The sequence below is a fragment of the Pragia fontium genome (assembly GCF_900638655.1).
GTDB lineage: Bacteria > Pseudomonadota > Gammaproteobacteria > Enterobacterales > Enterobacteriaceae > Pragia > Pragia fontium.
Map to the genome: position 1 here is coordinate 325,014 of NZ_LR134531.1, position 26,034 is coordinate 351,047.

The 26,034-nt window shown below is 47.2% G+C and carries 18 protein-coding genes, 1 tRNA gene and 3 rRNA genes; 9 read left to right on the top strand and 13 right to left on the bottom strand.

Going from position 1 to position 26,034, the window contains the following annotated elements; translation table 11 throughout:
- Positions 1-23: 23 nt before the first annotated feature.
- The 7 genes from EL341_RS01375 to def form a co-directional block, all read right to left on the bottom strand.
- Positions 24-1,352 (bottom strand): MFS transporter, encoded by a 1,329-nt coding sequence (locus tag EL341_RS01375; protein ID WP_047779717.1) that lies wholly within the window; start codon positions 1,350-1,352, stop codon positions 24-26.
- Between the two features lie 182 nt (positions 1,353-1,534).
- Positions 1,535-3,070 (bottom strand): class I adenylate-forming enzyme family protein, encoded by a 1,536-nt coding sequence (locus EL341_RS01380; protein WP_074824261.1) that lies wholly within the window; start codon positions 3,068-3,070, stop codon positions 1,535-1,537.
- A 342-nt stretch (positions 3,071-3,412) separates the two neighbouring features.
- A complete protein-coding gene (gene mscL / locus EL341_RS01385) occupies positions 3,413-3,814 on the bottom strand; it encodes a large-conductance mechanosensitive channel protein MscL (protein WP_047779719.1) in 402 nt (133 codons plus the stop codon).
- Positions 3,815-3,940: 126 nt separating this feature from the next.
- Positions 3,941-5,317 (bottom strand): Trk system potassium transporter TrkA, encoded by a 1,377-nt coding sequence (gene trkA / locus EL341_RS01390; RefSeq protein ID WP_047779720.1) that lies wholly within the window; start codon positions 5,315-5,317, stop codon positions 3,941-3,943.
- A gap of 47 nt (positions 5,318-5,364) precedes the next feature.
- A complete protein-coding gene (gene rsmB / locus EL341_RS01395) occupies positions 5,365-6,654 on the bottom strand; it encodes a 16S rRNA (cytosine(967)-C(5))-methyltransferase RsmB (protein WP_126466822.1) in 1,290 nt (429 codons plus the stop codon).
- A gap of 65 nt (positions 6,655-6,719) precedes the next feature.
- The gene (fmt, locus tag EL341_RS01400; RefSeq protein WP_126466824.1) at positions 6,720-7,667 is read right to left on the bottom strand and encodes a methionyl-tRNA formyltransferase; all 948 of its coding nucleotides are present in this window, start codon (positions 7,665-7,667) and stop codon (positions 6,720-6,722) included.
- Between the two features lie 39 nt (positions 7,668-7,706).
- Entirely contained in the window at positions 7,707-8,219 is a 513-nt protein-coding gene (def, locus tag EL341_RS01405; RefSeq protein WP_047779722.1) for a peptide deformylase, read from the bottom strand.
- Between the two features lie 295 nt (positions 8,220-8,514).
- Between def and dprA the strand changes: the two genes are divergently transcribed.
- The 5 genes from dprA to EL341_RS01430 all read left to right on the top strand — a co-directional run bounded on the left by dprA (position 8,515) and on the right by EL341_RS01430 (position 11,908).
- A complete protein-coding gene (gene dprA, locus EL341_RS01410) occupies positions 8,515-9,615 on the top strand; it encodes a DNA-processing protein DprA (RefSeq protein ID WP_126466826.1) in 1,101 nt (366 codons plus the stop codon).
- A 101-nt stretch (positions 9,616-9,716) separates the two neighbouring features.
- The gene (locus EL341_RS01415) at positions 9,717-10,268 is read left to right on the top strand and encodes a DNA topoisomerase family protein (RefSeq protein ID WP_047779724.1); all 552 of its coding nucleotides are present in this window, start codon (positions 9,717-9,719) and stop codon (positions 10,266-10,268) included.
- On the top strand, positions 10,261-10,818 hold the full coding sequence (gene tsaC, locus EL341_RS01420) for an L-threonylcarbamoyladenylate synthase type 1 TsaC (protein WP_047779725.1): 558 nt from the start codon (positions 10,261-10,263) through the stop codon (positions 10,816-10,818). Before EL341_RS01415 ends, tsaC begins: the two co-directional genes overlap by 8 nt.
- 17 nt (positions 10,819-10,835) lie before the next feature.
- On the top strand, positions 10,836-11,654 hold the full coding sequence (aroE, locus tag EL341_RS01425; protein ID WP_047779726.1) for a shikimate dehydrogenase: 819 nt from the start codon (positions 10,836-10,838) through the stop codon (positions 11,652-11,654).
- On the top strand, positions 11,651-11,908 hold the full coding sequence (locus EL341_RS01430) for a DUF1488 family protein (protein ID WP_047779727.1): 258 nt from the start codon (positions 11,651-11,653) through the stop codon (positions 11,906-11,908). Before aroE ends, EL341_RS01430 begins: the two co-directional genes overlap by 4 nt.
- Here the strand turns inward: EL341_RS01430 and EL341_RS01435 are convergent.
- A complete protein-coding gene (locus EL341_RS01435; RefSeq protein WP_047779728.1) occupies positions 11,905-12,441 on the bottom strand; it encodes a gamma carbonic anhydrase family protein in 537 nt (178 codons plus the stop codon). The genes EL341_RS01430 and EL341_RS01435 overlap by 4 nt on opposite strands.
- A 491-nt stretch (positions 12,442-12,932) precedes the next feature.
- Between EL341_RS01435 and EL341_RS01440 the strand changes: the two genes are divergently transcribed.
- From EL341_RS01440 to rrf, 4 genes are all read left to right on the top strand, one after another.
- Positions 12,933-14,475 (top strand): 16S ribosomal RNA (locus EL341_RS01440).
- Positions 14,476-14,564: 89 nt separating this feature from the next.
- Positions 14,565-14,640 (top strand) — tRNA-Glu (locus tag EL341_RS01445).
- A gap of 251 nt (positions 14,641-14,891) precedes the next feature.
- Positions 14,892-17,802: ribosomal RNA gene (locus tag EL341_RS01450) — 23S ribosomal RNA — on the top strand.
- Between the two features lie 198 nt (positions 17,803-18,000).
- Positions 18,001-18,116 (top strand): 5S ribosomal RNA (rrf, locus tag EL341_RS01455).
- The 16S, 23S and 5S rRNA genes sit together here with 1 tRNA gene alongside, the layout of an rRNA operon.
- 428 nt (positions 18,117-18,544) lie before the next feature.
- Here the strand turns inward: rrf and fdhF are convergent.
- The 5 genes from fdhF to EL341_RS01480 all read right to left on the bottom strand — a co-directional run bounded on the left by fdhF (position 18,545) and on the right by EL341_RS01480 (position 26,025).
- A complete protein-coding gene (gene fdhF, locus EL341_RS01460) occupies positions 18,545-20,689 on the bottom strand; it encodes a formate dehydrogenase subunit alpha (protein WP_126466828.1) in 2,145 nt (714 codons plus the stop codon).
- 39 nt (positions 20,690-20,728) lie between these two features.
- On the bottom strand, positions 20,729-21,274 hold the full coding sequence (locus EL341_RS01465; protein WP_074825050.1) for a 4Fe-4S dicluster domain-containing protein: 546 nt from the start codon (positions 21,272-21,274) through the stop codon (positions 20,729-20,731).
- 514 nt (positions 21,275-21,788) lie between these two features.
- Positions 21,789-23,078 carry an MFS transporter gene (locus tag EL341_RS01470; RefSeq protein ID WP_074825048.1) on the bottom strand — a complete coding sequence of 430 codons (1,290 nt, stop codon included), beginning with the start codon at positions 23,076-23,078 and terminating at the stop codon, positions 21,789-21,791.
- Between the two features lie 79 nt (positions 23,079-23,157).
- Positions 23,158-24,750 (bottom strand): N-acyl-D-amino-acid deacylase family protein, encoded by a 1,593-nt coding sequence (locus EL341_RS01475; RefSeq protein ID WP_047779734.1) that lies wholly within the window; start codon positions 24,748-24,750, stop codon positions 23,158-23,160.
- A 90-nt stretch (positions 24,751-24,840) separates the two neighbouring features.
- Positions 24,841-26,025, bottom strand: a complete 1,185-nt coding sequence (locus EL341_RS01480) for a YgeY family selenium metabolism-linked hydrolase (protein ID WP_074825043.1) — start codon at positions 26,023-26,025, stop codon at positions 24,841-24,843.
- Positions 26,026-26,034 lie beyond the last annotated feature (9 nt).

The following is a 26,034-nucleotide window of genomic DNA, read 5'->3' on the forward strand; positions in this document are numbered from 1 at the left end:
TCTTTTACGTAGCGCAGCGGCAATTATTTCTCTGCTTCAGCCCTGTTGTTATCTTTGGCACTCGGCGGCTGTTTTACCATTGCGGCACCAATGGTGGCGCAAACTAACAGAATGACGGCAAACCACAGACCCGCGCTTGGCGATCCGGTTTTATCTTCCAGTAGGCCAAATACGTAAGGACCAAAGAAGCCACCGGTGATACCTAAGCAGGCCAGTAGTCCTAGCCCACCGGCGAGCATGTTGCCGCTCATCAAGGTTGCCGGGTAAGTAAAGATGATGGATTGCACCACGAAGAACATTGAGGCGCCGATACAGAAGCCAATAAGTCCGAGAACTGGACCGCCCAGCGCGCCGATAACAAAACCAATCGCCATCGACATAAAGCCTGAAACCAGCATCATCTGGGAGCGTTTCGCGGTATTCGCGTATTTCGGTAGGAAGAAACCACCGAGGGCTGCGGCAATCCATGGGATGGCAGTTAATAGGCCAAGGGTAAAGGTACCCATCTCACCATAGCTGCGAATGATGCTTGGTAGAAAGTAAGTCAGACTGTAGACCGCAATCTGATGAGTAAAATAGATAGCTACGACCAGCAGAAACGTTTTATTGGTAAACGCTGTTTTAAATGAGAACTTTTGGTTTTTATCTACGCCAGCGGGCTGTTCTGCGGCCAATTTAGTTTCAATATAGGAAACATCATCAGGCGTTAACCATTTCGCATCGCGGGGCTTATCGGGTAATACAGCGTAGACATAGAAGGCCAGAATAATGGCTGGAATACCTTCAACGATAAACATCCACTGCCAACCGTGCAGGCCAGCAACGCCGTCTAGCATGAGCAATGCACCACCTAAAGGGGCACCAACAATATTGGCAATACAAACACCAAGCAGGAACATGCCTACCGCTCTGGCTCGTTCCTCTCGACCAAACCAGTAGGTCAGATAAAGAATAATTCCGGGATAAAGCCCGGCTTCTGCGGCACCCAGCAGTAAACGCATCACATAGAAAGAGATAGGCCCGGTAACGAAAGCCATACCGGCAGAAATTAATCCCCAGGTAATCATAATTCGGGTGATCCAGAAGCGAGCACCGACCCGTGCCATAATCAGATTGCTGGGAATTTCCATGGTGGAGTAAGTCAGGAAGAATAGCCCGGCGCCTAAGCCATATGCGGTTGCAGAGAGGCCTAGGTCAATTGACATTGAAGCCCTGGCAATACCGATATTGGTTCGATCAATAAAACTAATGATATAAACAATAATCAGTAGTGGCATGAGATGTTTATATATTTTGGCATTCGTTATTGCCGCTTGGCCTAACGATGCAACTTTCGATTGTACGTTTGACATGATTGACGTTCTCCCCTCATTGCTGAGGTTGTTATTCAGTGTAGGGTTTATTAGCTGAATGTTTTATTTCGGGAATAAGTCGCCATAGCCCGATTAATGGACATTGTCTTTTTTATTATTTAGCTAATAACGTTATTGAATTAGATTAATTATCTCCTGTTGAATTAATTTAATTTTTATTATTAATGGAGGCTGTTTGCTCTCCGTCTTAATTCTATTTTGTCTGTTTTTCCATTGGTGTTTTTAGGAAGCTCAGGAATAAAAATTATTCTTGAGGGAATTTTAAATTTAGCGATTTTGTCCGATAGCCATTGAATAATATTATCGCTGACGAGTGGCTTATCTTGCTGGGCGATAATAAACGCTACCGCTTCTTCTCCATAGATATCGCTTTGTCTTGGGACAATGGCGATATCCTTGACGCCAGGATAGCTAGAAATCAAATTCTCAATTTCTATGCAGTATATTTTTTCACCGCCTCGGTTAATCATGTCCTTACTGCGATCTTTGATAAATAGGTAATTATCCCGATCGAGGCTGGCGATATCGCCGGTGTAGAACCAGCCATCGTGAAAGTATTGCTGGTTTACTTTAGGGTTGTTCCAGTATTGTTTAATCACTACTGGTCCTCTTAACCATAAATGGCCAGTTTCTCCTGTAGCAAGCAGTCGATTATTATCGTCTCTAATCTGACATTCCAAACCGGGTATCGGTAAACCTGAACTGCCAACTTTATCGCTGTGTCTAACATCGACTGGAAATATACTGGCGGGAGAAGTCGTTTCCGTTAGGCCATATATTGGACGTATTTCTGTTTGTGGAAATAATTGGGTTAATTTATCAATCAGACCGGTATTTAAATGACCGGCACCACAGGCAATCATTCTTAAACTGGAATAATTATATTTTTCCTGGTTTTTTTCTGATTCTTGAGTCAGGAAAATAAATACCGTAGGGGAACCATGCATAAATGTAATTTTGTGCTGGTGGATTGTTTTTAGAATTTCTTCAGCATTAAATCGTTGCTGTAAGTGAATGGTTCCACCAATATGAATAAATAAGCAGAGGAGGGCGGATAAGCCAGTAATATGACAAATAGGAATGGGTAAAATAGTACTGTCATCAGCATTTAGCTGGAGAATATCTTTATAAGCATGGATAGCATGTAGAAAATTACTGTGGGTTATGGCCGCGCCCTTTGGCGATCCGGTGGTGCCTGATGTGTAGATAATCGCTGCAATATCATCAGCAAAGATCTCGGTTTGATTAACGGATATTGGCAACGCCCGGTCGTCGGCATTACGTAATATAAATTGCCAATTAGCGAGTGAAATACGTTGCTCTTTTGCCGTATTCACCGCTAGCCAGGGTTGATTATCCGGATCAAAAAAGACCACTTTAGCCTCAACGCTATCTAAAATAATATTGCTGTCATCAGACTTAAGCTTGGTGCTTAGAGGGACCACTATGACCCCCAGAGCCATTGCTGCATAAAATAACGTGCAGAATTCAGGGCGATTGCCTAAAGCCAGTACGATAACGTCACCCTTTTTGAGCTTAAAATTCTCCATCAAGCAGGTGATATTCAGGTTAACGCTATGGTTAAACTGATCGTAACTGTATTTATGGCCTTCAAAATAGATAGCGGTATTCTCAGCTCTGGCTTTAACCGCATGCTGTAGGCTTTGATATAGATGTTGGGCGGTTAATTGCGGCATACCTATTCTCCGATAACGTTGCTACATATAATCTGACGTAGCAAAGTATAGGGAATGGTTGGGGGCTAAAAATGTGTAAAGTTTCACATCTTGCTTTGGCGCTTGGCTCGAGACTATTGTGTAAATTGCCAATTTTATTACAGCAGGCGTGACGTTATTATCACGTTTCAGTCGACAAAATTTGTTAAATTTATTTTAAATTTTGGTTGATTAACTGTTTTGCATGAAATTTGTACGTTTATTTTTGTGCAAATGAATAAAACATACGGCATAAGACATTAAAAAGCCCCCATATAAATGGGGGCTTCGTTAATTTTCAGATGTGAAAGTGACTAATTAGCGCTATTTCTGCTGTTGCTTCAGAATATCACGAATATCTGTCAGCAATTTTTCTTCCGTTGTTGGTGCTGGAGGTGCCGCTGGTGGCTCTTCACGACGAATTTTATTCATCAGTTTAATCGCCATAAAAATGGCAAAGGCAACAATGACAAAATCAAAAATATTCTGGATAAAAACGCCGTAATGCATGATAACCGCTGGCGTATCACCTTGAGCCGCGCGTAATACGAATTGAAATTGTTTAAAATCTACTCCACCGATCAGTAGGCCTAACGGTGGCATAATAATGTCAGAAACCAACGACGATACTATTTTACCGAAGGCGGCACCGATAATTACACCGACGGCAAGGTCAACCACATTACCGCGCATCGCGAATTCGCGAAATTCTTTAAGCAGACTCATATACAATTACCTTTATCAGAACATATGTTATTTATAAGCATAACCACAGACCGCAATTTTTCCATATTTTCGAAAGAATAGATTGGATTTATTCCCATATTGTTCAGGGAATAAACCGTGTGATAATTATAAGAAGAAGGGACTCGGTTGGAACAACCTTTCAACATCAGAGATATATTTTTTATCTGCCAAAAACATAATGACGTGATCGCCCTGTTCAATAACGGTAGCCCGATCGGCAATAATCACCTCATCTCCTCTGACTAGCGCTCCGATAGTGGTGCCCGGTGGTAGCTTAATATTTTCCAGCTGGCGGCCGACAACCTTCGACGTAGTGTCATCTCCGTGAGCAATGGCTTCGATAGCTTCGGCAACGCCACGACGTAAGGTAGACACACTAACGATATCGGCTTTTCTGACATGCCCCAGAAGGGCGGAAATGGTCGCCTGTTGAGGGGAAACGGCAATATCAATTACGCTGCCCTGAACCAAATCAATATAGGCATGGCGTTGGATAAGAACGATAACTTTTTTAGCCCCCAGCCGTTTAGCCAGCATGGCTGACATGATATTAGCTTCATCATCATTGGTTAGGGCGATAAACAGATCGATCTGGTCGATATTCTCTTCAGTAAGCAATTCTTGATCGGAGGCATCGCCGCAAAAAACCACGGTATCCTGAAGCATTTCAGCTAATTCTGCCGCGCGCTCAGCATTACGTTCAATAAGCTTTACGCTGTAATCTTTTTCCAGACGCTTGGCCAGCCCGGCACCAACGTTACCGCCGCCAACAATCATCAAACGCTTATACGGTTTTTCCAGACGTTGCAGCTCACTCATGACCGCGCGAATATTTTCTGACGCAGCGACGAAAAACACCTCGTCACCCGCCTCAATAATGGTGGAAGCCTGAGGACGAATAGGACGATCCTGACGGAAAATCGCGGCCACACGAGTTTCAATATGCGGCATATGTTCACGCAGAGAGGATAAGGCGTTACCCACTAGTGGGCCACCATAATAGGCATTAACGCCAGCGATACTTACTTTGCCTTCAGCAAAGTTCACCACCTGTAGTGCCCCGGGATATTCAATCAGCTTGTAAATATAATCGGTTACCAGCTTTTCCGGAGAGATAATATGATCGACCGGGATCACTTCAGGTTCAAACAGTTTATCTTCTTCACGGATATACTCCGACGAGCGAATTCGCGCAATACGGTTTGGCGTGTTAAATAGCGAATAGGCTATCTGGCAGGCGATCATATTAATTTCGTCGGAGTTAGTTACCGCGACCAACATATCTGCGTCATCCGCCCCTGCATCACGCAGTACTCGAGGGTGACAGGCATGGCCTTGAACAACCCGCAGGTCGAATTTGTCCTGCAACTGACGTAGCCGGACAATGTTGTTATCAACCAACGTAATGTCGTTATTTTCACCGACCAGATTTTCTGCCAGAGTGCCGCCAACTTGACCAGCACCGAGAATAATAATCTTCATTTTGTTCTCTTTTTAGCGCTGAATACGCTTTGTGCAACAGTTCGAATTTATGCCTTTATTAGTTTGGCATAAAAAAATCCGTCGCCACCATCTTGTGATGGTAAATTTTGACGATAAGGTGATTCATCCGTACCAATATTCACTAAATGAGCATCGCTATGGCGGTGGATAAAGTCATTTATTTGTAATGTATTCTCTTCCGGGAGAATGGAGCAGGTGGCATAAACCATTGTTCCTCCCGATTTAAGCTGAGGCCAGATGGCGTCGATGATTTGCTTCTGTAGTGCAACTAATTCATCAATATCGCTGTTGCGGCGTAGCCATTTAATATCTGGATGGCGGCGAATGACTCCGGTTGCTGAACAAGGGGCATCCAGCAATATGCGGTCGTATATTTGACCATTGCTCCAGGTTTCGGGGGTTCTGCCATCACCACATAGCACCGTAGCCTGCTGTTTCAGGCGGGCTAGGTTTTCTGCTACTCGCTTTAAGCGACTTTCATCTACATCAACGGCGGTGACCTGTGCTTCCGGTGCTGCTTCCAAAATATGGGTGGTTTTGCCGCCGGGGGCCGCGCATAAATCCAGAATAATTTCGCCATTTTGCGGTTCGAGTAAAGGAGTGCATCCTTGTGCTGATGCATCCTGCACCGTAATCCAACCGGCATCAAATCCCGGTAGCGCAGTAACGGCACAAGGGGTAACTAAGCGTAAAGCATCCGGATAGCCCTCATGAGTAACCGCTTCAATCCCCGCCAACTGAAGTAATTCAAGATATTCATCACGGCTATGGTGTTGGCGATTAACCCGCAACCACATCGGTGGCTTTTGGTTATTCGCATCAACGATTTGTTGCCATTGTTCAGGATAGGCATCTTGTATGCGCTTCAATAGCCAGCCAGGGTGTAAAAAACGGCTGGATTGAGTTTGAACCTGTGCGGTAAGTTCTTGCTGCTGGCGCTGAAATTGGCGCATGACTCCATTAATCAGCCCCTTCATCTGCGGGCGTTTTAGCGCAATCGCACCATTAACGGTTTCAGCAACGGCGGCATGAGGGGGAATGCGGGTATACAGTAATTGATACAGACCAACCATCAATAAGTAATGAAGGGGTCTCTGTTTACCAGTGAGTACTTTTTCCATCAACTGCTGTAGATACCATTCGAGTTCCGGCAGAACCCGCAGGGTACCGAAGCACAGCTCTTGCAGTAGCGATTTATCTTTATCGGAAATGTTTTTTTGGAGTTCGGGCAAAACGGTACTTAGCGATTGGCCTTTATCAAGAACCTGACCGATAGCTTTTGCGGCAATAGCCCGAAGATTATATTTGTTATTCATAGCAAAATTTGACCGCAGCGATATAAGTATTAACAGCGCCGGTGGTGAAACAACCGGCGCTGGCATCAGGCTAAATGATGGCCGGGAAGAAACCATTCACGACGAGAGTTCAGTAGATCCTGAGCTGACATCGCTTTTTTACCTGCAGGTTGTAGTTGAGTGATGTTTAATATGCCCTGAGCGGTGGCGATTTGGATGCCGGATTTTCCCGCATCAATAATGGTACCGGGTTGAACCTGATGAGGCGTATTCAGCACTTCTGCCGCCCAGACTTTCACTGGTTGATCATCAACCACAAAATAGCTCACTGGCCATGGATTAAACGCGCGGATACAGCGTTCTAATTGTTCCGCAGAGAGTGACCAATCGAGTTTAGCCTCTTCTTTACTCAGCTTATCAGCATAGTTGGCTAGGGTATCGTCCTGCTTTTCAGCCTGGATGGTACCGGCAGCCAACTGTTCCAACGTGTTTAATAAGGCCTGTGGCCCCAGTTGAGCCAGCTTATCATACAGGGTGGCGCTGGTGTCTTCAGCCAAAATAGGACAGGTCAACTTATACAGCATATCCCCGGTATCCAGACCTTCATCCATTTGCATAATGGTAATGCCTGTTTCACTGTCGCCTGCCCATAAAGAACGTTGAATTGGCGCTGCGCCCCGCCATTTTGGTAGCAGAGAGCCGTGTACGTTAATGCAACCCAGTTTCGGCATGTTCAATACTGCCAAGGGAAGGATTAGACCATAGGCAACCACCACCATCACATCGGCATTTAGCGCTTTTACTAACTGCTGATTTTCTTCAGGTCGTAAGGATTTCGGCTGAAATACCGGGATGTTATGTTGTTCCGCCAGTTGTTTAACCGGGCCTGAAGTCAGTTTATTACCGCGGCCAGCAGGGCGATCGGGTTGAGTGAAAACCCCAACAATGTGGTGATGAGACGAAAGCAGCGCATCTAAGTGACGCGCTGCAAAATCAGGGGTACCAGCAAAAATAATTCGCAAAGGTTCAGACACTGTAATTTCCTATCTTTTATCGAGGACGCGCTATTCAGATTATTTTGAACGCGATTCCTGTCTGGCGATTTTTTCTAACTTTTGACGAATACGCTGACGCTTAAGGGGGGAGAGGTAATCAACAAACAGTTTACCTTCCAGATGATCCATTTCATGTTGGATACAGATGGCCAGCAGGTCATCAGCGTCTATCTCGTAAGCCTCACCGTCACGATTGAGGGCACGAATTTTAATCTTTTCTGCACGAGGAACGAAACCGCGAGATTCTGGAATTGACAGACAGCCCTCTTCAATACCGGTTTCCCCAGATTTTTCCAGCACTTCTGGGTTGATAATCACGTAAGGCCGATCGCGGTTTTCTGAAACGTCAATCACGATAATACGCTGGTGAATATCAACCTGAGTTGCAGCAAGGCCAATACCTTCTTCTTCATACATAGTTTCCAACATATCGTCTGTGATGCGCTGGATTTCCGGTGTCACTTTTGCCACCGGTTTAGCTTTGATGCGTAATCTTTCATCAGGAAAATGTAGGACGGGTAATACTGCCATATATCTCTAAATCGCCATCTTTATGGATAAAATTTGATTCCTATATTCTAGACCTTTCCGAGGATGATTGACAGTATCAGTCAACTATTGAAGCGATAGATAGTAGGGTTAGACGATTTTTTTATGCAGACTACTGAACCGTATAATTGTGATATTTGCCGATAATAAATGCTATTGCTCAGTTGTTTTTTAATAAAATTACGTAGTTGCCCCAAATACTTTACTTTCATCCTTAATCCGGCCTCTTTTATGTTTTAGTTTTATTGAAATTTGATTATTGAATGCAGGTTACCTAATGAGTCGGGAAGAATGGTGGCTGAGATTATTGATGATATCCGGACCGAAACTGCCTTATATCCGACGATTAAATCCATACTCTTTTCAGAATATTGATTTTAATGAACAATTGCTGATTAACCTGGGGTTTAGTGAAGAACAATGTCATCTGTTTAGTCATGCCGATAAATATGACGTGTTGAAGTGTTTGGATTGGCTATCCGGTTCTGATTGTCATTTAGTCACTTATGCGGATAGCGACTATCCGGACATTCTGCGCCATATTGCTGGTGCTCCCGTGGCTTTGTTTGTTAAAGGAGGGAAGCAGAACCTGAGTACACCACAGTTGGCCATGGTAGGGAGTCGGCGCTATAGCCACTATGGGGAGCGGTGGGCCAACTATTTTTCACAGCAACTGGCGGCGAGTGGGTTGACAATTACCAGTGGGTTGGCCGTTGGTATTGATGGCATTTGTCATCGTGGGGCACTGGCAGTTGAAGGGACAACCATTGCAGTATTGGGCAGTGGGCTGGGCAAGTTGCATCCTAAGAGTCATTTGCGTTTAGCACAGCAAATTCTGGAACAGAATGGTTCTTTAGTTTCTGAGTTTTTGCCGTTTGCTGAAGCCAGAGCCGAGTACTTTCCTCGCAGAAATCGCATCATTAGCGGACTGAGTTTGGGGGTATTGGTGATTGAGGCCGAATTACGCAGTGGCTCACTGATTACGGCAAAATATGCCCTGGAGCAGGGAAGGGAAGTGTTCGCGATTCCGGGGCCGTTGGATAATCACAACAGTCAAGGGACCCATAATCTCATTCAGCAGGGGGCGATGCTGGTGGCACAGCCTACGGACATTATTGAAAACTTGAATAGCTCACTCTGCTGGCTGCCATCATTACCATTGGAACCGTTAACGGAACCGCTGATAAAGGTCAAAGAAACAGAAAGTCAGTCAGGAATGTCACCGTTATATCGTTATCTTAGTCATGAACCGACACCCGTTGATATTCTGGCGCTAAAAACACAGTTTTCCGTTACTGATGTGATGATTCAGTTACTCGAACTGGAATTATCCGGCTGTGTGAAGGGCGTTCAGGGAGGATATATTCGCAGCGGTTAAACAAGACGGTATAAAAATAGTGCTAATCAGGTAGACTGTCGGGTATTAAGAGTGGTAGATGGTCAGTCGTGTAGATGACTTAAATAGATGGCAGTGAGGTTATGAATAAAACGGCATTGTTTACTGGTAAAAGTGAAGAGCTCTGTCCCGAGTGTGGCGCTCCGCTGGTTATCCGTAGTGGAAAACAGGGGCCGTTTCAGGGGTGTTCACGCTATCCGGAATGTACTTATATCCACTCATTTAAGCCTCAGAGCGATGGGCATGTGGTAAAAGTGCTTGAGGGTCAGAACTGTCCAAAATGTGGTGAGACGTTGGTTCTCAGGCAGGGGCGCTATGGCATGTTTATTGGTTGCAGCAGCTATCCTGATTGCGATTACATTGCAGTTATAGATAAGCCTGATGAAACACAGATAGCCTGTCCACAGTGTAAACAGGGAAAGCTACTCCAGCGTAAGTCTCGTTATGGCAAGGTCTTTCACTCTTGCGATCGCTATCCTGAATGTCAATTTACCTTGAATTACACGCCGATAGCGGGTGTGTGTCCAATATGCGACTATCCTCTACTTCTGGAAAAACGCACTTCTCGGGGAAATCGCCTGTTTTGTGCGAGTAAACTATGTGGCAAAGAAGTTCTTACAGATAAAGATGACTGATAATTTACAATTAATAGTAAACCAACTCCGCCAGCAGCAGGTTGTGGCTTATCCTACCGAGGCTGTATTTGGCTTAGGTTGTGATCCTGACGATCGTTTGGCGGTAGATCGGCTGTTACAGCTGAAACAGCGTTCATGGGAAAAGGGCCTAATATTAATTGCTGCCGATTATGAGCAGCTTCGGCCCTATGTTGACGATCAACAACTGACACCGGAACAAAAAGAGCGGGTGTTTGCATGCTGGCCGGGTCCGGTGACTTGGGTGATGCCAGCTCGGCCAACAACGCCAAAATGGCTGACTGGCCGCTTTGATTCTCTGGCTGTTAGAGTAAGTGACCACTTACTGGTGAGGGAGTTGTGTTTATCTTTTGGTAAACCGATTGTTTCAACCAGCGCTAATCTGAGTGGTCTGGAACCTTGTAAAACAGAACAGTGCGTTCATCAGCAGTTTGGTCAGTCATTTCCGGTACTTAGCGGGTTAGTAGGTGGCCGTCAGAAGCCATCAGAAATAAGAGATGCATTAACCGGAAAATTATTCCGGCAGGGATAACTATCTACAGGAGCGTTATGCAACAGTTTGCCGTTTTTGGTAACCCTATTGGGCACAGCAAATCACCACGTATCCATCAACTGTTTGCGAATAGCTGTAATATTCGTCTGCATTATGGCACTCAGTTAGCGCCTATAGAGGGTTTCGAGCTGGCGATTCAACATTTCTTTGCCAATGGCGCAGTGGGAGCTAATGTTACTCTGCCGTTTAAAGAGCAGGCTTTTGCACTATGTGATGAGCTAACTGAACGAGCGGCTTCAGCGGGTGCAGTAAATACCATTAAGCGGCTGGATGATGGTCGTCTACTTGGCGATAACACCGATGGTATTGGCTTGTTAAGTGATTTACAGCGCTTAAATATGATCCAGCCGGGCTCGAGAATTCTGTTGATTGGTGCGGGTGGCGCTGCCCGAGGTGTGATTTTACCGCTATTGTCATATGGCTGTGAGTTAGTGATTACTAACCGAACCCATGCTAAAGCGGATGTATTAGCTAATTTGTTCTCTCATCATGGTTCAATAACCAGCAAAATGCCGGATGAATTGCAGGGTGAACAGTTTAATTTAATCATTAATGCAACCTCTACCGGTATCAGCGGCGATCTTCCGCCGATCCCTTCATCACTGATTTCAGTCAATACCGCATGTTATGACATGTTTTATCAGGCTGAATTAACGCCATTTCTGGTGTGGGCTGCATCTTATGGTGCTACTAACTATGCGGATGGCTTGGGGATGTTGGTTGGGCAGGCGGCTCATGCTTTTGCTCTGTGGCATGGCGTTATGCCAGATGTTGAAAGCGTGCTGCTCGAATTACGTCAGGATCTCACTAAGTGAATCAGGCGATCATTTTTACCGATCGTGAAGAGTGGGATCCAATACGCCATGGTGTTGTTTGCATGGCTCAGGTCAATGGTTTTCAGATTTACTGTTGTGTTGCGGCCCAAACATTAAGTGATAGGTATGGCTCAGCGGCGGAACCTGAACAATATATTGCGTTGTTCAGGCAACACCGTTGGGATCTTGAAGATGAATTGGAGCAAGCGATCCTTGATGAAGCATTCGAGGATGATGGCTGGGTTGTAATCTAGTCTTCCAGATACTCATCTTTAAGAATCACGTAGTTTTGGGCTGAAACGGCTAAGGATTGAATTTCGTCTTCAGTGAGTGGCCGGACTTTTCGAGCCGGATTACCAATATATAGATAACCTTTTTCAAGATGCTTGCCCGGCCCAACCAGACTGCCGGCACCCAGGATAACGTTGTCGTCAATCTTTGCGCCATCAAGGACTCGTGCTCCCATACCGATTAACGTTCTATTACCAATGATGCACCCGTGCAGAATTGCACCATGTCCTACGGTAACTTCCTCACCAATGATCAGCGGATAGCCGTTTGGGTTATGTTCCGTTTTACGGGCAACGTGCAAAATGCAACCATCCTGAATATTGCTCCTTGCCCCTACTTGGATGTAATTAACATCCCCACGGATAACAACCAAGGGCCAAATACTGACATCATCCCTTAAATCTACCCGACCAATGATCGTACTGGATCGATCAACCATTACACGTTTAGCTATTTTGGGCGAATGATGAAGATAGTTGCGCAGAGCTTCGGTCATCTGATGTACACCTATAAAATGAATGAGTGATCCTATCTATTTTAAGTAAATTGGATCCTTTTGATATCGATAGATCAAAAATAGTGACGATTACGCTTAAAAAAACAGCTAAAAACGGCCTGAAAGAGTAAAAAATGCGCATATGAATTTTTTTTATCAAAAAAGTCTTGTGCAAAAAGATCCGTTCCCTATAATGCGCCTCCATCGAACGGGATGTGAGGCAACTCACAAAATGACCTTCGAGAGAGTTAACGAATTAATTGACTCTAAAACGGATTAGCGTAATATACGCAGCCCGTGCCACAGCAAGCGAAGCTTACTGTTGGCCATGCTCTTTAACAATTTATCAGACAATCTGTGTGGGCACTCACAAGACGGTATCTCACGCTGACACTTCGGTGTTCAGCAACAAAAAATACCAAGTCTTAAAGAGTGACCAGACAGTAATTCATTTGTGAATTATTGAAAGTAATCTTTGAGCATCAAGCTTTTAATTGAAGAGTTTGATCATGGCTCAGATTGAACGCTGGCGGCAGGCCTAACACATGCAAGTCGAGCGGCAGCGGGAAGTAGCTTGCTACTTTGCCGGCGAGCGGCGGACGGGTGAGTAATGTCTGGGAAACTGCCTGATGGAGGGGGATAACTACTGGAAACGGTGGCTAATACCGCGTAACGTCGCAAGACCAAAGAGGGGGACCTTCGGGCCTCTCGCCATCAGATGTGCCCAGATGGGATTAGCTAGTAGGTGGGGTAATGGCTCACCTAGGCGACGATCCCTAGCTGGTCTGAGAGGATGACCAGCCACACTGGGACTGAGACACGGCCCAGACTCCTACGGGAGGCAGCAGTGGGGAATATTGCACAATGGGGGAAACCCTGATGCAGCCATGCCGCGTGTGTGAAGAAGGCCTTAGGGTTGTAAAGCACTTTCAGCGGGGAGGAAGGGTAGGTACTTAATACGTGCTTACATTGACGTTACCCGCAGAAGAAGCACCGGCTAACTCCGTGCCAGCAGCCGCGGTAATACGGAGGGTGCAAGCGTTAATCGGAATTACTGGGCGTAAAGCGCACGCAGGCGGTTTGTTAAGTTAGATGTGAAATCCCCGGGCTTAACCTGGGAACTGCATTTAAAACTGGCAAGCTAGAGTCTTGTAGAGGGGGGTAGAATTCCATGTGTAGCGGTGAAATGCGTAGAGATGTGGAGGAATACCGGTGGCGAAGGCGGCCCCCTGGACAAAGACTGACGCTCAGGTGCGAAAGCGTGGGGAGCAAACAGGATTAGATACCCTGGTAGTCCACGCTGTAAACGATGTCGACTTGGAGGTTGTTCCCTTGAGGAGTGGCTTCCGGAGCTAACGCGTTAAGTCGACCGCCTGGGGAGTACGGCCGCAAGGTTAAAACTCAAATGAATTGACGGGGGCCCGCACAAGCGGTGGAGCATGTGGTTTAATTCGATGCAACGCGAAGAACCTTACCTACTCTTGACATCCAGAGAACTTAGCAGAGATGCTTTGGTGCCTTCGGGAACTCTGAGACAGGTGCTGCATGGCTGTCGTCAGCTCGTGTTGTGAAATGTTGGGTTAAGTCCCGCAACGAGCGCAACCCTTATCCTTTGTTGCCAGCGAGTAATGTCGGGAACTCAAAGGAGACTGCCGGTGATAAACCGGAGGAAGGTGGGGATGACGTCAAGTCATCATGGCCCTTACGAGTAGGGCTACACACGTGCTACAATGGCGTATACAAAGAGAAGCTAACTCGCGAGAGCATGCGGACCTCATAAAGTACGTCGTAGTCCGGATCGGAGTCTGCAACTCGACTCCGTGAAGTCGGAATCGCTAGTAATCGTGGATCAGAATGCCACGGTGAATACGTTCCCGGGCCTTGTACACACCGCCCGTCACACCATGGGAGTGGGTTGCAAAAGAAGTAGGTAGCTTAACCTTCGGGAGGGCGCTTACCACTTTGTGATTCATGACTGGGGTGAAGTCGTAACAAGGTAACCGTAGGGGAACCTGCGGTTGGATCACCTCCTTACCTAAAAGATACGCAGTTGAGTGCAGTGTCCACACAGATTGTCTGATGAAATGAAAAGAGAGCAATGCGTCTGCGAAGTCGACTTCAGTGTCCCCTTCGTCTAGAGGCCTAGGACACCGCCCTTTCACGGCGGTAACAGGGGTTCGAATCCCCTAGGGGACGCCAATTGCTGATGATGGGTGAAAGCCATTATCGATGATAGCCTGTTGAGTCAGGTTATTTTAATATCTCAAAACTGATTTTGCTGTGAATGCGGCAGAGTGATGTTTGAGATATTTGCTCTTTAACAATCCGGAACAAGCTGAAATTTGAATCCTCAGCAACAATGAGTTTTACGACTTCTATTGTTGAACTGAGCGAGTCTCTCAATATTTGCAGCACGAAAGCGTCTTGTAAGAGACACCTTCGGGTTGTGAGGTTAAGTGACTAAGCGTACACGGTGGATGCCTAGGCAGTCAGAGGCGATGAAGGGCGTGCTAATCTGCGATAAGCGTCGGTAAGGTGATATGAACCGTTATAACCGGCGATACCCGAATGGGGAAACCCAGTGTGTTTCGACACATTATCATAACATGAATACATAGTGTTATGAGGCGAACCGGGGGAACTGAAACATCTAAGTACCCCGAGGAAAAGAAATCAACCGAGATTCCCCTAGTAGCGGCGAGCGAACGGGGAGCAGCCCAGAACCTGAATCAGTTTGTGTGTTAGTGGAAGCGTCTGGAAAGTCGCGCGATACAGGGTGATAGTCCCGTACACCAAAATGCACAGATTGTGAGTTCGATGAGTAGGGCGGGACACGTGATATCCTGTCTGAAGATGGGGGGACCATCCTCCAAGGCTAAATACTCCTGACTGACCGATAGTGAACCAGTACCGTGAGGGAAAGGCGAAAAGAACCCCGGCGAGGGGAGTGAAACAGAACCTGAAACCGTGTACGTACAAGCAGTGGGAGCACTCTATAGGGGTGTGACTGCGTACCTTTTGTATAATGGGTCAGCGACTTATATTTTGTAGCAAGGTTAACCGAATAGGGGAGCCGTAGGGAAACCGAGTCTTAACTGGGCGTCATAGTTGCAAGGTATAGACCCGAAACCCGGTGATCTAGCCATGGGCAGGTTGAAGGTTGGGTAACACTAACTGGAGGACCGAACCGACTAATGTTGAAAAATTAGCGGATGACCTGTGGCTGGGGGTGAAAGGCCAATCAAACCGGGAGATAGCTGGTTCTCCCCGAAAGCTATTTAGGTAGCGCCTCGTGAACTCATCTTCGGGGGTAGAGCACTGTTTCGACTAGGGGGTCATCCCGACTTACCAACTCGATGCAAACTCCGAATACCGAAGAATGTTATCACGGGAGACACACGGCGGGTGCTAACGTCCGTCGTGAAGAGGGAAACAACCCAGACCGCCAGCTAAGGTCCCAAAGTCATGGTTAAGTGGGAAACGATGTGGGAAGGCACAGACAGCCAGGATGTTGGCTTAGAAGCAGCCATCATTTAAAGAAAGCGTAATAGCTCACTGGTCGAGTCGGCCTGCGCGGAAGATGTAACGGGGCTAAACCATGCACCGAAGCTGCGGCAGCGATATGAAAATATTGTTGGGTAGGGGAGCGTTCTGTAAGCCTGCGAAGGTGGACTGTGAGGTCTGCTGGAGGTATCAGAAGTGCGAATGCTGACATAAGTAACGATAAAGCGGGTGAAAAGCCCGCTCGCCGGAAGACCAAGGGTTCCTGTCCAACGTTAATCGGGGCAGGGTGAGTCGACCCCTAAGGCGAGGCCGAAAGGCGTAGTCGATGGGAAACAGGTTAATATTCCTGTACTTGGTGTTACTGCGAAGGGGGGACGAAGAAGGCTAGGCTATCCGGGCGACGGTTGTCCCGGTTTAAGCGTGTAGGTGGGTTGTTTAGGTAAATCCGGACGACTATTAAACACTGAGGCGTGATGACGAGTCTCTACGGAGATGAAGTAGTTGATGCCCTGCTTCCAGGAAAAGCCTCTAAGCTCCAGGTAACATTAAATCGTACCCCAAACCGACACAGGTGGTCAGGTAGAGAATACTCAGGCGCTTGAGAGAACTCGGGTGAAGGAACTAGGCAAAATGGTGCCGTAACTTCGGGAGAAGGCACGCTGGCATTAGGTGAAGTCCCTTGCGGATGGAGCCGAAGCCAGTCGAAGATACCAGCTGGCTGCAACTGTTTATTAAAAACACAGCACTGTGCAAACACGAAAGTGGACGTATACGGTGTGACGCCTGCCCGGTGCTGGAAGGTTAATTGATGGGGTTAGCGGCAACGCGAAGCTCTTGATCGAAGCCCCAGTAAACGGCGGCCGTAACTATAACGGTCCTAAGGTAGCGAAATTCCTTGTCGGGTAAGTTCCGACCTGCACGAATGGCGTAATGATGGCCAGGCTGTCTCCACCCGAGACTCAGTGAAATTGAACTCGCAGTGAAGATGCTGTGTACCCGCGGCAAGACGGAAAGACCCCGTGAACCTTTACTATAGCTTGACACTGAACATTGAGCCTTGATGTGTAGGATAGGTGGGAGGCTTTGAAGCGTGGACGCCAGTCTGCGTGGAGCCAACCTTGAAATACCACCCTTTAATGTTTGATGTTCTAACTTTGGCCCGTGATCCGGGTTGAGGACAGTGTCTGGTGGGTAGTTTGACTGGGGCGGTCTCCTCCCAAAGAGTAACGGAGGAGCACGAAGGTTAGCTAATCACGGTCGGACATCGTGAGGTTAGTGCAAAGGCATAAGCTAGCTTGACTGCGAGAGTGACGGCTCGAGCAGGTACGAAAGTAGGTCTTAGTGATCCGGTGGTTCTGAATGGAAGGGCCATCGCTCAACGGATAAAAGGTACTCCGGGGATAACAGGCTGATACCGCCCAAGAGTTCATATCGACGGCGGTGTTTGGCACCTCGATGTCGGCTCATCACATCCTGGGGCTGAAGTAGGTCCCAAGGGTACGGCTGTTCGCCGTTTAAAGTGGTACGCGAGCTGGGTTTAGAACGTCGTGAGACAGTTCGGTCCCTATCTGCCGTGGGCGTTGGAAGATTGAGAGGGGTTGCTCCTAGTACGAGAGGACCGGAGTGAACGCACCACTGGTGTTCGGGTTGTCATGCCAATGGCATTGCCCGGTAGCTACGTGCGGAAAAGATAACCGCTGAAAGCATCTAAGCGGGAAACTTGCCTCGAGATGAGTCTTCCCTTGGACCTTGAGTCCACTAAAGGAACGTTAAAGACCATGACGTTGATAGGCCGGGTGTGTAAGCGTAGCGATACGTTGAGCTAACCGGTACTAATGAACCGTGAGACTTAACCTTACAACACCGAAGGTGTTTTGATTGAGAGATTTTCAGCTTGTGAACGGATTGAAGTGAATGGTTGTGTGCGTTGAGAGACGGGCATGACGGTTTACAATACAGACAAAATCGTAGGGAACGATTTTGAACAACGCGAAGCGTTGGCCCCAAAGGGGTGAGCATCAGGATGATGCGAATAATAAGAATTCAAAGAATTTGCCTGGCGGCGATAGCGCGGTGGTCCCACCTGACCCCATGCCGAACTCAGCAGTGAAACGCCGTAGCGCCGATGGTAGTGTGGGGTCTCCCCATGCGAGAGTAGGGAACTGCCAGGCTCCAATTAAGTGATAACCCTCAGCGAAAGCTGGGGGTTTTTGCGTTTTGGGCGGTTAAACTTCTCGGCCTGTTCTCCATGTTTTTATATTATCCCGGTATTGAGAGTCACCAATCCCCACAGGCACTTCTTTTGGATGCCAATCTGAGGGAGAGACGGGCGTGGGGGTCGACTTGGCGTAAGCCAACGAAGTGCCCGTAGCGCGGCTAGGCCCGAAGCTCGCCAGGCTTAATACCCGCGTATTTTCGGTTAGGCCCGAAGCTCGCCCAGACTCAATACCAACTCCCCCTTTGGCTAGGCCCGAAGCCCACTAGGCTTAATACCAACGTCCTCCCGGCTAAAGTTACTAATATTATTTTTGAGAATGATTAATTAAACCAATAAAAAGGGCTGATTTATCAGCCCTTTTTAGGTATTGGATAAATATACTTAAACTTCAGCAGCCTTACGTAAACGACTCTTCAGGGATGTGTACTCTCTCTGGACATAGTTTTCAGCCCAATTTTGGTCAGGGATTGCTTCCAGTTTAACGGCACAGTGCTTGAACTCCGGCGTTCTGGATATAGGATCCAGCGCATCGAGAGTTAGCTGGTTACAAGCGCCAATCCACCACTGATAAGTCATATAGACTGCACCTTTGTTGGTTCTATCACTGACGGCGGCCCGACTGATCACTTTTCCGCGGCGAGAAGCTACCCACACCAATTGCTGATCTTTGATACCTAAACTTGCTGCATCTTGGGTATTGATCTGCACATATCCCGGTTCATCCGCCAAGGTTTGCAGTGCTGCGCAGTTACCGGTCATTGAACGGCAAGAGTAGTGCCCAACTTCACGCACGGTAGCTAATGCCAACGGATACTCTTCGTCGGTTAGCTCCATTGGTGGACGCCAATCACTGGCGTATAGTTGACCTTTGCCATTCGGGCGGTTGAACTTACTGCCAGCAAACAGGTACTGAGTACCGGGATGATCCAATGTCGGACATGGCCATTGAATATAGCCAAGACCTTCCATTTTTTCGTAGGTTGCGCCGTAATAGCTCGGACATAGTTCGCGTACTTCATCCCAAATTTCTTTGGTGTTGTTGTACTTCATCGGATAGCCAAGCGCCGTCGACATCAGGCAAATAATTTCCCAGTCGGTTTTTACATCGCCTTTGGCTTCAACCGCCTTATAAAAACGCTGGAATCCGCGGTCGGCGCTGGTATAAACCCCTTCATGCTCACCCCATGAGGTTGCAGGGAAGATAACGTCCGCCATCGCAGCGGTCTGGGTCATAAAGATATCTTGTACGATAACCAGATCCAGTGCCTCAAAGCCCTGACGAACCACGGACAGATCGGCCTCCGTTTGCATCGGGTCTTCACCCATCACATAAAACGCCTTTACCTTACCTGAAATAGCATTATGCGGCAGTTCACTGATCGGGTAGCCTTTCTTCTCAGGGATGGATTCAACCCCCCAAGCTTTGGCGAATTTGGCACGAGCAGCGGGATCGTTGACATACTGATAACCCGGTAAGGTATCGATAAGTGCGCCCATATCACAGGCACCCTGTACGTTATTTTGACCACGAACCGGTGCGACGCCGACGTTTGGTCTACCCAAATTACCCGTCAGTAGAGCCAGACTGGTTAAACATCTGACGGTATCTACTCCTTGCCCCCACTGAGTTACCCCCATCCCCCACAGGATGGTTGCGGATGGTGCAGCGGCATACATACGAATAGTTTCACGAATTTGTTTTGCTGACAGGCCAGTTATTTTTTCGACGTATTCAGGCGTGTATTTTTCCACGCTCTTACAATATTCTTCGAACCCTTCAGTATGGTTTTCAACAAACTCTTTGTTATGGAGATTCTCACTGATTAATACATTGGCAAATGCGTTCAGCAACGCCACATTACTGCCGTTTTTCAACGGTAACCAGATATCAGCAATGCGCGCGGTTTCGATATAGCGTGGATCGCAAACTATGACTTTGGCACCCTTTGCTTTGGCTTTGAGAATACGACGAGCCACAATAGGGTGAGAATCTGCGGCATTGTAGCCGAAAATAAGCAAACACCGAGTGTCCTCCATTTCACAGATGGAGTTACTCATTGCGCCATTACCCACTGAGCGGTGCAGACCTGCAACCGAAGGGCCGTGTCAAACGCGAGCGCAACAATCCACGTTGTTGGTACCAATAGCGGCACGAGCAAACTTTTGCATAATATAGTTCACTTCGTTGCCGGGCCCGCGGGATGAACCTGAAGTCATCACAGCATCAGGGCCGTGTTCTTCAATAATCTTTTTCATACGGGAACTGGCAAACTCGATAGCTTCATCCCAGGAAGCAGGTTCCAGTTCTCCACCGCGTTGGCGACGAATCATCGGTTTAGTCAGGCGTGGGGTTAGAATTTTAGTATCGTTCAGGAAGTCCCAACCATAGTAGCCTTTTAAACAAAGTTCTCCCTGATTGGTGACACCGTTGGCGCCTTCGGCTCCTACGACTTTCCCGCCATCAACTAGTAGGTTGATTTTGCAGCCCGATGCACAGTATGGGCAGACGGTAATGACTTTTTTCATGCTCGGTTAACTCCTCGAGTCTGTCGGTCGACTTGATGATTAGAAATAGATTTCTGAGGCTTCTTCCAGTGCTGCTCTTTCTTGTTTTTGGCGTAACATGGCATCCATTGACTCATGGGTAACCAGCTGTAATGCATTGGTCGGACAAACCTTAATACAGGTCGGCGATTCGGCAATGTCTTCACATAAATCGCACTTTAGCGCTTCCGTTTTTTGATGGATGGTATTAATAGCGCCATTGCCGGGTAGGGGGATATTGCTGGTTACAATGCTCATTGCGCCATATGGACAAGCTATCGCACAGGTTTTACAGCCAATGCACTTTTCCTGAATAACTTGAATACTGTTATTGCGATGTACAATTGCTCCGCTAGGGCAGACTGCTGCACAAGGCGCATCTTCACAGTGACGGCACAAGATTGCGGTACTGACGCTTTGCCCTCTTACTACCCGGATTCGAGGGGTGAAAGTTTTAGCGGACAGATTGGCAACATCGTTATCAGTACTGTGGACCACGGCACAGGCAACTTCACAGGTGCGGCATCCTATGCAGTTCTTGGGATCTGCGATAACGAACCGGTTCATAAATACATCTCCATTATTCGCTTCCTGACGATAGCTAGATAGAACAGAATCATGTTTATAACGCTGGTATATTCCCTGTTTTCAAGATGCTCATCACAATGCTGTGATTGTCATTAAGTCGGATTTAAGCCAGTTTTATTTTTACCATTGTATTGAGCACATGACTTACTGTGGATTAGTGATACACCATATAAGTCAAACAGATGTTGATATGTCGCAATGTTCAAGGTGATTCAGTCAAGTTTCCAAATGAATGTTTATTAATTTGGTTATCTGCCTGATAAGAAAGCCGTTATAGAACGTTCAAACCGTCCGCTGTCATTGGAATAGATGAAGAGTGGAATGGCAATAAAAGAGGTCTATGTCGTCGTTTTTTTAGCTGAACGATAAGGTGGTTAAGTGGAGAGTTCTGGGCGTTATAATAAAGCCTCTTGGTGGAGTATCCTCTTTGGATTTGTCGACAATCTTGGCCTTAACAATAGGTTAAGGCCATTTTATCTCGCACAATAGTTAGTTAAACTTCTGTCGCTATCGCTTTATTCGAATGTGCATTATTGACGGTTAAGGTCACTACCGCCGAAGCGATCAGCGCAACAATCATAAAGATAAATGCGCTGTTATAGCTACCGCCACTGGTGTGAATCAACCAACCCATGATTGGCGCTGAAACAACTCCCGCCATTTGACCGCCGAAGTTTACAATACCCGAGGCGCGCCCCATGATTTTGCTGGGAATGGTATCCATCAGGATGCCCCAGAACATTGCCATAGCGAAGAACATAAACAGGGCTGAGATGCACTGATAAACCACCGCCATATCGGCGCTGACAACGGTAAATGTCATATACAAGAAGCCAGCGGCAATAACGGCGGTCAGTACGTACAGGAACTTACGCTGGGGTTTGAATTTATCTGAGAAGTAACCGCCCAGCAGTGTACCGCCAGCCCCAAACAGAAATGGAATCGCGGCCATGACTCCGGTTTTTGCCAGAGAGAATTCGCGGACGGTGATCAGATAGCTGGGTAACCAGGTTGAGAAGCCCCAGAAAGTGATATCAAACAAGAACCAGATAGCGGCCATTTGCCACAGAACTGGCATTTTTAGCACTTCTTTAAACGGGATTGGTGCCGTATTTTGGCTTATAACGTCAGAGCCTTCTGCCGCTAATTCATCCAGATCTTGCTGGGTAATGCTGGGGTGATCTTTCGGATTATCACGGGTAAAGAAGTAAATACCGGCGGCAATAAACAGGCCGGGAAGACCCAGCACAATAAACACCATATGCCAGCCGAACGCACCGATAATACTGGCAGCGACGACAACGGCTAGCGCCGGGCCTAAGGTGTTAACCGTAGACTGAATTGCCGTTGCCCGGCCTCGTTCTTTGGATGGGAAATAGGTGGAGATCATTTTCCATGATGCGGATGGGAAACAGCCTTCGCCAATACCAAACAGAAAACGCACCGCTAACATTAAAGGTAAAGTGAGAACCGCGCCGGTCAGGCTGGTAAATACTGACCACCAGGCGATACCAATTGCCATAATTTTGCGGGCACCAAATCTATCCGCCAGAAAGCCGCCGGGAATTTGAAATGCGGCATAACCGATAAAGAAGGCGCTAATAATCAGGCCTTGCTGAGTGGTATCGAGATTAAGGTCGCGGCCGATAAAGGGCAAAGAAACGCTCATAACCATGCGGTCAAGAAACGACAGTAGCCAGGCGAGCCAGATAAGAGACAGTATGGTATATCGGGCTTTCCAGGTCTTGGGTTTACCCGAGGTTAAATGGGGTTGTAAGCTCATAGTGATGTCCTTAGGGTAGAGCTCTCCATCACAGGCAATAAATGTCTGCGATGGATAAGCTGATGTTTATCGTTTTTTATTAGTATTTTTTTCTGATGACACTACCGCTACAGGCATAGCTCTCTATGCCGTTAATCAAGGCGAGGCGCCCGTTAACCATGACAATATCAATGCCTTCTGGATATTGATTAGGTTCTATAAACGTCCCTTTGTCGATAATTGTGTCCGGATTGAACACCACAATATCTGCGGCATATCCCGCTTTTAATAAGCCGCGATCTTTCAGTCCTAATACTTGCGCAGGCTTACCAGTCATTTTACGAATGGCAGCCTCCCAGCTCAGGCAGTTTTCTTCACGGACATATTTACCTAATACACGAGGGAATGCGCCGAACACGCGCGGATGTGGTTTACCGGCACCCATTAATCCATCGGTACAAACGTTTTGCTCAGGGCGGCACAAGAATTTAATTACGTGCTCTTCAGTGCCGTAGAAATCAACCATACCGACGGCGTTTTCTTCTTCATATAGCAAATCGAAGGTGGCGTTATAAGGGTCTTTACCGCGTAGTTCACCCAACTGGATGAGATTGAGGCCAACAGCGTCCTGATTGTTGGCGGTTTTAGCGCTGGTAACAAAGATTTGGTCCAGACCAGCGAAGTCGATGAAGTTATCCCAGCCGGGAATGCCGTTCTTGATATCTTCGATCATTTTTTTGCGTAATTCCGGTGACTCCAGACGTTCCAGTAACTTATCAGTACCACCGGCGTGTACCCATGGCGGTAAAATGACCCCCAGCATGGTGCTACCCGCCACATAAGGATATTGGTCGAAGGAGATACGTATTCCTTCTGCCTGTGCTTGTTCCAGCATTCCGAGCATTTGCTCAATCAGGCCCCAGTTCTTTTTACCGCAGACTTTCATATGGGAAATATGCAGCCAGACCCCGGAGGCTTTAGCGATATCTATCAGCTCTTGGGTAGAAGCAATGATGTCATCAGCTTCACTGCGTTGATGAACCACGAACAGGCCATCATATTTAGCAGTCACCTTACACAGCTCAATCATTTCAGCGGTATCACCAAAGGCGCAAGGCATATAAATCAGCCCGGTGGATAGGCCGAACGCACCGGCTTTTAGCTCGCGTTCCAGCACTTCACACATTTTCGCCACGTCTTCACGGGTGGATGGCTTGCCATCAAGACCCATGGCTTCCATGCGAATATTACCGTGCGGTACCAGATAGGCGAGGTTAGTGGCGGGATGATGGGCTTCCAGCAGGTTTAAATACCCTTCGGTATTTTTGTATTTCCAATCAATTTTATCGGTATCGCCATCCAATCCGGCGATGTTCTTACGCCAGGCGGCAATATATTGTTCCGGCAGTGGAGCCAGTGCGACACCGTCCTGACCCAATAACTCGGTGGTAATTCCCTGACGGATTTTGGCCGACAGTGCAGGATTTACAATGGCGGATAAATCGGAATGGGTGTGGGTATCAATAAAGCCTGGGCAAACAATTTTGCCAGTGGCATCAATCACCTGATCGTTAACGCCGATATCGGCATGACCAATGGTAACAATACGTCCTTCGTTCACAACTACGTCAGCAATGAATCCATCATTGCCAGTACCGTCTATCACTTTTCCGTTTTTGAATATGGTCTTCATCTCAATTCTCCGGAATGATGTGTTGTAGGGCGAGGCATCATTCTTAATTTTTATTTAATGTTCTATTTTTCAGTTTTTATTTTTATTGGATTACTTACCGTAAATGCTCTGAATAATGCCGTAGTAGCCAGAGGCTGAGCCGGTCAGCTGTGATATTTCAATAAACTCGTCGATGGTGTGGGCCAGATTTTCACGAGATGGTCCGAAACCGACGGTATGGATACCCGCTTCACCGGCATAGTGGCTACCGTTGGTACAGAATGAGTATTGAGTAATGGTCGGTTCAATATCCGCAGAACGTACGCCGGACAGTACTGCTTGAACAAACTCATCAGCTTCATCAAATACCCAACCTGGGAAGAAGCGTTCACCTTCGATAGTTGCGCCGGTATAACAGGATTCTTTGCCAAAGGCGTAAGAGACTTTGCCTTTAAACTGCGGGTCCTGAGCCTGTAATTCTTGCAGTGCTTTTTCCAGCGGAGCAATAACGCTTTCTTTGGTTTCTCCTACCAGCAGGCGGCGATCGTAGGTCGCACGGCAGTAGTCAGGTACCACGGAAGCACCGGGATAAGGCGAAGATTTAATATCGGTCAACTCAAGAATACCCAGACCCAGAACAGGGTGGGTTGGGGGTGCCACTGTGCGAATTTTATCGATGAGCTGGGACATTTTGTATACCGCATTGATACCTGCTTGCGGGTTAGCGGAATGTGCGGGTTTACCGAAGGTCTCGACGACGATTTCAGCCCGACCACGTTGACCGATTTTCAGGTTCAGCTCAGACGCTTCGCCGATAATCACGTAGTCGGGCTTATAGCGCTCGGTAACCAAGCGGGCAGCAATACCCTCAAAGCACTCTTCATGTACGATACAGGACACATAAATTTTGCCGGCAAAGTTACGCTGATGATCCTGTCCGTAGAAACCCACGGCAGAGATCATGCCTGCTACGGCACCTTTCATATCGGTAGTGCCGCGTCCGTAGATTTTTCCGTCTTCAATGTCGCCGCCGTAAGGATTATGACTCCATTTTTCCTCGTCGACGGGGACGGTATCGATATGACCATCAAACATCAGGGTTTTACCTGGTTGATTACCAACGATACCGCCGATGATGTTGCCATATTTATCGATATGGATATCGTCAAACTGGTAATGCTTCATGATTTTTTCGATAGCTTTAACGACGTTCCCTTCCTGCCCTGAGTAGCTTTTTTCGCGAATCAGGGTTTGACAGTTCTTAACCACTTCATCAAAACGACTTGCTGATAACATTGTTTCTTC

Bases quoted from the DNA above. Each gene is read 5' to 3' on its own strand.
- EL341_RS01375 (WP_047779717.1), bottom strand. From the start codon at position 1,352: ATGTCAAACGTACAATCGAAAGTTGCATCGTTAGGCCAAGCGGCAATA.
- EL341_RS01380 (WP_074824261.1), bottom strand. From the start codon at position 3,070: ATGCCGCAATTAACCGCCCAACATCTATATCAAAGCCTACAGCATGCG.
- mscL (WP_047779719.1), bottom strand. From the start codon at position 3,814: ATGAGTCTGCTTAAAGAATTTCGCGAATTCGCGATGCGCGGTAATGTG.
- trkA (WP_047779720.1), bottom strand. From the start codon at position 5,317: ATGAAGATTATTATTCTCGGTGCTGGTCAAGTTGGCGGCACTCTGGCA.
- rsmB (WP_126466822.1), bottom strand. From the start codon at position 6,654: ATGAATAACAAATATAATCTTCGGGCTATTGCCGCAAAAGCTATCGGT.
- def (WP_047779722.1), bottom strand. From the start codon at position 8,219: ATGGCAGTATTACCCGTCCTACATTTTCCTGATGAAAGATTACGCATC.
- dprA (WP_126466826.1), top strand. From the start codon at position 8,515: ATGAGTCGGGAAGAATGGTGGCTGAGATTATTGATGATATCCGGACCG.
- EL341_RS01415 (WP_047779724.1), top strand. From the start codon at position 9,717: ATGAATAAAACGGCATTGTTTACTGGTAAAAGTGAAGAGCTCTGTCCC.
- tsaC (WP_047779725.1), top strand. From the start codon at position 10,261: ATGACTGATAATTTACAATTAATAGTAAACCAACTCCGCCAGCAGCAG.
- aroE (WP_047779726.1), top strand. From the start codon at position 10,836: ATGCAACAGTTTGCCGTTTTTGGTAACCCTATTGGGCACAGCAAATCA.
- EL341_RS01435 (WP_047779728.1), bottom strand. From the start codon at position 12,441: ATGACCGAAGCTCTGCGCAACTATCTTCATCATTCGCCCAAAATAGCT.
- EL341_RS01465 (WP_074825050.1), bottom strand. From the start codon at position 21,274: ATGAACCGGTTCGTTATCGCAGATCCCAAGAACTGCATAGGATGCCGC.
- EL341_RS01470 (WP_074825048.1), bottom strand. From the start codon at position 23,078: ATGAGCTTACAACCCCATTTAACCTCGGGTAAACCCAAGACCTGGAAA.
- EL341_RS01475 (WP_047779734.1), bottom strand. From the start codon at position 24,750: ATGAAGACCATATTCAAAAACGGAAAAGTGATAGACGGTACTGGCAAT.
- EL341_RS01480 (WP_074825043.1), bottom strand. From the start codon at position 26,025: ATGTTATCAGCAAGTCGTTTTGATGAAGTGGTTAAGAACTGTCAAACC.